The organism is Janthinobacterium woesei (assembly GCF_051380875.1).
Lineage (GTDB): Bacteria > Pseudomonadota > Gammaproteobacteria > Burkholderiales > Burkholderiaceae_D > Janthinobacterium.
On sequence record NZ_JBNYXW010000008.1, the window covers coordinates 277,068 to 283,856 of the forward strand.

Genomic DNA, 6,789 nt, shown 5'->3' on the forward strand with positions numbered 1-6,789 from the left:
AATGAATAAAATTGGACTATACTTCTCATTATGAGAACTATCAATTTGGAATCCTTGGCCATCTTCCGAGCTGTCGTGGAGGAAGGGGGCGTGGTTCGGGCAGCGGAAAAACTGCACCGTGTGCCGTCGAATGTAACGACTCGTATCCGACAACTGGAGGAATACCTCGACGTACGCTTATTCCGCCGAAAGGGGCGTACGCTTGCTCTTTCGGCGGAAGGCCAGATACTCTTGAACTATTCGGTGCGGCTGCTGCGTCTGGCTGACGAAGCGGTCAATGAGTTGCGCACTGGTAAACCTCAGGGAACGTTCCGCCTCGGCTCTCTGGAAAGCACGGCGGGAAGTCGCTTGGCGCCGATTCTTTCCCGATACCACGCCGAAAATCCCAGTGTGATCGTGGAACTCGTCACCGGGACTACGGGCGCTCTCATCAAACGGGTTACGAATTTCGAGATTGAGGCCGCTTTCGTGTCCGAGCCATTTACCGCATCAGAACTTGAGTCGGTACCTGTCTTCCGTGAGGAGTTGGTCCTGATTACCCCCAAGGAAATCGGAGCGGTTCACACAGCCAGGGATCTTGGGGGCAGTACGATGATCGCCTTCGCCCATGGCTGTTCTTATCGAAAGCGCCTCGAAGACTGGCTGGGTAGTGACAATGTGATGCCGGAACGCGCTCTTGAATTTGCATCATACCAAGGCATGATTGCCTGTGTGGCCGCCGGGACCGGCTTTGCGATTGTACCCAAGTCTGTTTTGTTAGGCCTACAGGCGGCAGGAAAAGTGAATCAGCACCCTCTGCCCACACGGATTTCTACGAATCGAACCCATCTTGTATGGCGGGGCCAGCGATCTCTCGCCTTGGAAGGCCTGATCAATATGTTGAACGTCCAAGACATGCCCGACATGAAAGTTGAAGCGCTCCACACCGTTAGCTTGTCTTAGGGTGTACGCTTTGGCCAAACGGCGGAAGGTTGCTGTTCTTAACCCGAGTCTGATACTTAATGTACGGCAGACGATTTATGATCGCTCCAAACCGATTTGCAAACTTCCGGTAATGGCCGGTTGCTCGCCGTCGTCGTCAACATGTTGAAGACGTTTATGTCTATAATGCAAGATTACACATCCGCTCTCGCGGCTTGAGCCGTTGTCCGGCGAATGGCCGCTCCGGGCCGAAATCAGTCATACAAGTGCAACAGCACTTGCACGGCGACAATCTTGACGATGGTCATGCTGGGGAAAATCATGGCGTAGCCCAAATTGGGCCGATCAGACTTGGCCAAGCGGTTGGCGAACACCAGCACGGCCGGGTTGCCTGTGGCACCGGCAGCGATACCCAGCAACTCGGGAAACGGCAGGCGCAGGAAAACCTTGCCCAAAATCACCACCAGCGCCACCACCACCAGCACCGTGACCGCGCCCAGCGCCAGCATGGGCAAGCCATCGGCGCCCACTTGCTGCACGAACGGCAAGCCGGACGCCATGCCGACGGAAGCGAGGAAAATCGTCAAGCCATAGTTGCGCATGACCAGGTTGGCCGACAGCGGCAAGCGCCAGCTGACCTTGCCGATGCGGCCCAGACGGCCCAGGATCAGCGCCATCACCAGCGGGCCGCCGGCCAGGCCCAGGCTGAACGAGCCGATCCACGGCAAGGGTATCGGTACCAGGCCCAGCAGCACGCCCAGCACCATGCCCATGCCCAGCGAGACATAGCTGAACTCGGCCGTGGCCGTGATGGAATTGCCGAACAGCTTGCGCACATCGGCCGTGTGTTTCGCCGGTGCAATGGCCATCACCCGGTCGCCAAACTCCAGCGTCAAATATGGGTGGGGCAAGATCATGGCGTCGCCACGGCGAATAAACGCGATTTGCAGGGGGAAGTCTTTCGACAGGTTCAGTTCGCCCAGCGGCACGCCGACGATTTCCGCGTCCGACACGAATACTTCGTTGCCGTCGAAATCGCTGCGGTCCTTCATCAAACGGCCCGGGTCCAGGTGACCCAGCGCCGTGCGCGCCGCTTCCACGCCTTCGAGCGTGCCCGACACCATCAAGGCATCGCCCACGCCGATCACCATGGAGGGATCGGGCAAGCGGTTCTGGTGGCCCTGGCGCACGCCGATCACTTGCACGCCCGCCAGCGGGCCGTTGGCCAGTTCCGACAGGGCGGCGCCCGCCAGTTTCGCTGTATCGATGGTAATTTCAGAAACAATGATGGGTGCGGGCGGCGGCGTCAGCACGGGTTTTAGTATGCGCCCAGCCAGGTACAGGCCCAGCATGGGGCCCACCACGCCAAACGGATACGCCACGGCGTAGCCGACGGCCGCGTCGCCATTGCCGTGCGATGCTTCCAGCGCCGCCTGCAAGGCCGCCGTGCTGGTCATGGCGCCGGCAAACACGCCGCTGGCCATGCGCAGGGAAATGTCGATCCACTGCCCGCCCCAGACAGACACAGCCAGGCCGCCCATGACGGCGACGAAGGCGATCAGATTGTGTTTCTGCCCCGCACCGCGCAAGCCGGCGAAAAACTGCACGCCGTACTGCACGCCGATGCCATACAGGAATAGCAGCAAACCGATGGAACCGACCATCGGCGGCGGCACGGAGCCAGGGGCAAACGCCCCCAGCGCCAGCCCGGCGAACAGCACGCCGCCCACGCCCAGCGAAAAACCGAACACGCTGATGCGTCCCACGGCATAACCGGCGCCGATGACGAGGAACAGGGCCAGGATCGGCGAGGACTCCAGGGTATGGCGAAACAGTTCAATCATCAGGGCAACCTCATTCGGGAGAAGGCCCAGTTTAGCATGCACAAAAGCAAGACGATGCCTGGATGACAAGCAAGCGTGCGGGGTATGGCATGCTAAAAACCGAGCAAAAAAAAGCCCGCTACGGGAGCGGGCTGAATCTAATTCCTGTGAGGAAGTAGAGGAGACAGATGCATGATGCCGCATCGCAGCATAACAATCTAATTGTATGTTGTGATGATAGAAATATGTTTCATCTATATCTGCCTCCCCTGCCCCTGCCTGACCTTATGCCAGCGTCTCGCCGCGCAGGGTTTTGGCCGCCGCCACCATGTTGGCCAGCGCAGGAATCACTTCTTTCCAGCCACGCGTCTTCAAGCCGCAATCGGGGTTGACCCACAGGCGCTGCGCGGGAATGCGCTCGGCCGCCTTGCGCATCAGTTTCACCATTTGTTCCTGGCCAGGAATGTTGGGCGAATGGATATCGTAGACGCCAGGGCCGATTTCGTTCGGATATTTGAAGTCGTCGAAGGCGTCCAGCAATTCCATGTCGGAACGCGAGGTTTCGATCGTAATGACGTCAGCATCCATGTCGGCGATCTGCGCGATGATGTCGTTGAACTCCGAATAGCACATGTGCGTGTGGATTTGCGTCTCGTCGGCCACGCCATTGGCCGTGATACGGAACGATTCCACGGCCCAGCGCAGGTAGTCGGCCCATTGCGACTTGCGCAGCGGCAAGCCTTCGCGCAGCGCCGCTTCGTCGATCTGGATCACGCGGATGCCGGCCTGTTCCAGGTCCTGCACTTCGGCGCGGATGGCCAGCGCCAGCTGGTAGCACGACACGGAGCGTGGCTGGTCGTCGCGCACGAACGACCAGTTCAGGATGGTGACGGGGCCCGTCAGCATGCCTTTCATCGGCTTGTCCGTCAGCGACTGGGCATAGGTGCTCCACTCGACCGTCATGGCGCGCGGGCGGCTGATGTCGCCGAACAAAATGGGCGGCTTGACGCAGCGCGAACCGTACGATTGCACCCAGCCAAACTGGCTGAAGGCGTAGCCATCGAGCTGTTCGCCGAAATATTCCACCATGTCATTGCGTTCCGCTTCGCCGTGCACGAACACGTCCAGGCCCAGCGTTTCCTGTTCCTTCACGCAATGGGCGATTTCCGCCTGCATCAGCTTTTTATAGCGCGCTGCGTCCAGCTGGCCGCTGCGGAACTGGCTGCGCGCCTGGCGGATTTCCACCGTTTGCGGGAACGAGCCGATGGTCGTCGTCGGATACAGCGGCAGCTTGAGCAGCGCAGCTTGCTTGGCGGCACGCTCGGCATAGCCGCTGGCGCGCTGGCCCAGGCTGGCGTCGATGCGGGCCACGGCCGCTTTCACGTCGGGATTATGCACGCGCGGCGACTGGCGGCGCGCCTCGACGGCGGCGTGATTGGCGTCCAGCGCCGCTTGCACGGAGGCGCGGCCCTGGTTCAGCGCGCCAGCGATAGTTTGCACTTCATCCAGTTTCTGACGCGCAAAAGCCAGCCAGGACTTGATATCGGCGTCCAGTTTTTGCTCGCTGTTCAAGTCGACGGGCACGTGCAGCAAGGAACACGACGGCGCAATCCACAGCCGCGATTGCAGGCTCGCGTGTACGGGTTCGAGCCACTCCAGCACTGCCGTCAGGTCCGTCTTCCAGATATTGCGGCCGTTCACCACGCCCAGGGACAGCACGCTGGCCGCTGGCAATTGCGCAATGACTTGCCCCACTTCATCGCGGGCATTGACCGCATCGAGATGCAAGCCTTGCACGGGCAGCTTGCAGGCCAGCGCCAGGTTGCCTTGCAGCTTGCCGAAATACGTGGCCAGCAGCAATTTGACGTTATTGAGTTTATTGACTTTACTCAAGGCAGCGTAGGCGGTGACCAGCGCTTGCTGCCAGGCGCTGTCGAGTTCGGTCACCAGGATCGGCTCGTCGATCTGCACCCACTCCACGCCCTGGTCGGCCAGTTCCTGCAGCAGTTGCACGTAGACGGGCAGCAAGCCTTGCAGCAGCGCCAGCTTGTCGGAATCGTCCTTGGCCTTGCCCAACCACAAGTAAGTGACAGGGCCGATCAGCACGGGCTTGGCTTTCACGCCCAACTGGCGCGCTTGCGCCAGTTGCTGCAACAGACGCGAGCTGTCGAGCTTGAATTGCGTGTCGGCCGCAAATTCCGGCACGATATAGTGATAGTTGGTGTCGAACCACTTGGTCATTTCGCCGGCGTGGACGCAGCTGCAATCGCTGTCGCTGGCCGAGCGGCCACGGGCGACGCGGAAATAATTGTCCAGCGCCGCGCCACCCAGGCCGCGCACGCGCTGCGGCAGGTTGCCCAGCGTAAAACTCAGGTCCAGCACCTGGTCGTAGAAGGAAAAGTCTCCGACGGGCACCAGGTCCAGCGCGGCCTGGTCTTGCCAGTGGCGCTGGCGCAATTCGGCGCCGTGGCCTTCCAGCGCTGCCAGCGGGCTGTTGCCCTTCCAGTACTCTTCCAGGGCGAATTTCAGTTCGCGTTTGGCGCCGATGCGCGGGTAGCCCAGATTGTGTGTAGTGATGGTCATACGCTGCCTCCTTGTTAAGTATGGCCACATCATAGTGACTTCCACCCATAAAAAATAATGGTAAAATTTGATGTATCCATTATTAATATTCATGTGAACTCATGCTCGAACGTATCCACCTGGCCGTATTGCGCGAAGTCGACCGCCTGGGCTCGCTGACGGCGGCCGCCGAAGCCCTGTTCCTGACGCAACCCGCGCTCAGCCATACAGTCAAGAAGCTGGAGCAGCAAATGGGCACGGCCGTGTGGCTGCGCGAGGGGCGCAGGCTGCGGCTGACGCAAGCGGGGCAATTTCTGCTGTCGGTGGCGAACCGCGTGCTGCCCCAGCTGGAAAATGCAGAAAGCGTACTGGAGCAGTACCGCGATGGTCAGCGCGGCGTGCTGCGCATCGGCATGGAGTGCCACCCTTGCTACCAGTGGCTGCTGCGCATCGTCTCTGGCTATCTTGGGCGCTGGCCCGACGTGGATGTGGACGTGAAGCAAAAATTCCAGTTTGGCGGCATCGGCGCCCTGATCAATTACGAGATCGACATGCTGGTCACGCCCGACCCGCTGCCGCGCCCGGCCCTGCATTTCGAGCCGGTATTTGCCTACGAGCAAGTGCTGGTGGTCAACAGCCAGCACCGGCTGGCGGGACAGGAAGCCATTACGGCGGAGCAACTGGCCGAGGAAACGCTGATCACCTATCCCGTGCCCGTCGAGCGCCTGGATATTTATAATCAATTCCTGCTGCCGGCGCGCTGCCTGCCACGCAAGCACAAGACCATCGAGACGACGGACATCATGCTGCAAATGGTGGCCAGCGGGCGCGGCGTCACGGCCCTGCCGAAATGGCTGGTGACTGATTACGCGCCGCACTTGCAGCTGCGCACCTTGCGCCTGGGCACGGACGGCATCCAGAAACACATCTACCTGGGCGTGCGCGAGACAGACCGCGGCATTGACTACCAGCAATCATTTATTGAAATGGCCCGTCAGGCGGACCGCTATCCCTTGTGATCACAGTACGGCAGGGCAGGGCAAAAAAAAGCCCGCTACGGGAGCGGGCTGAATCTATTTCCTTGGAGGAGATAGAGGAGACAAGACCATGATGCCGCGTTGCAGCATATCAATCCAATTGTATGTTGTGATGATGGAGATAGGAATTATCTATATCTGAGAGAAAAGGCGTAAAAAGCGCCTGCGCCGGCGACGCTCAGTCAAAGCATCTGCGAATATGGTACCGCGCAGCGGTCACTGCTTAAACGGGCGACGTCGAACAAAATGCAAAGCGCTGCCGATGCATGCGCAGATAATACTTCTGTTCTTCCTTCAACATCATGCGCAGCGGCGCAGGCAAGCCGATGTGGTGAGCGACAATTATCTTGGCCGGTAGACGACAACTATCTTGGCCGGTTTATCACCTGAAACCGGTCCGGTGCGGAAGCGAGGTTTACAGTTGTTTCATTCAGCATGGAGCTGGG

General features: G+C 59.8%; 4 protein-coding genes. 2 read left to right on the top strand and 2 right to left on the bottom strand.

Features of this window, described 5'->3' with window-relative positions:
• Positions 1 to 54: 54 nt before the first annotated feature.
• Positions 55 to 942 (top strand): LysR family transcriptional regulator, encoded by an 888-nt coding sequence (locus ACQ4W6_RS11625; protein WP_436567346.1) that lies wholly within the window; start codon positions 55 to 57, stop codon positions 940 to 942.
• Positions 943 to 1,175: 233 nt separating this feature from the next.
• Here ACQ4W6_RS11625 and ACQ4W6_RS11630 read toward each other — a convergent pair whose 3' ends face one another.
• Complete coding sequence (locus ACQ4W6_RS11630; RefSeq protein ID WP_436567347.1) at positions 1,176 to 2,765, bottom strand: aspartate:alanine exchanger family transporter; 1,590 nt, start codon at positions 2,763 to 2,765, stop codon at positions 1,176 to 1,178.
• A 264-nt stretch (positions 2,766 to 3,029) separates the two neighbouring features.
• A complete protein-coding gene (gene metE, locus ACQ4W6_RS11635; RefSeq protein WP_436567348.1) occupies positions 3,030 to 5,327 on the bottom strand; it encodes a 5-methyltetrahydropteroyltriglutamate--homocysteine S-methyltransferase in 2,298 nt (765 codons plus the stop codon).
• A 101-nt stretch (positions 5,328 to 5,428) separates the two neighbouring features.
• On the opposite strand from metE, the gene ACQ4W6_RS11640 reads away from it, so the two are divergent.
• On the top strand, positions 5,429 to 6,325 hold the full coding sequence (locus ACQ4W6_RS11640) for a LysR family transcriptional regulator (protein ID WP_436567349.1): 897 nt from the start codon (positions 5,429 to 5,431) through the stop codon (positions 6,323 to 6,325).
• The last annotated feature ends 464 nt before the right edge of the window (positions 6,326 to 6,789 follow it).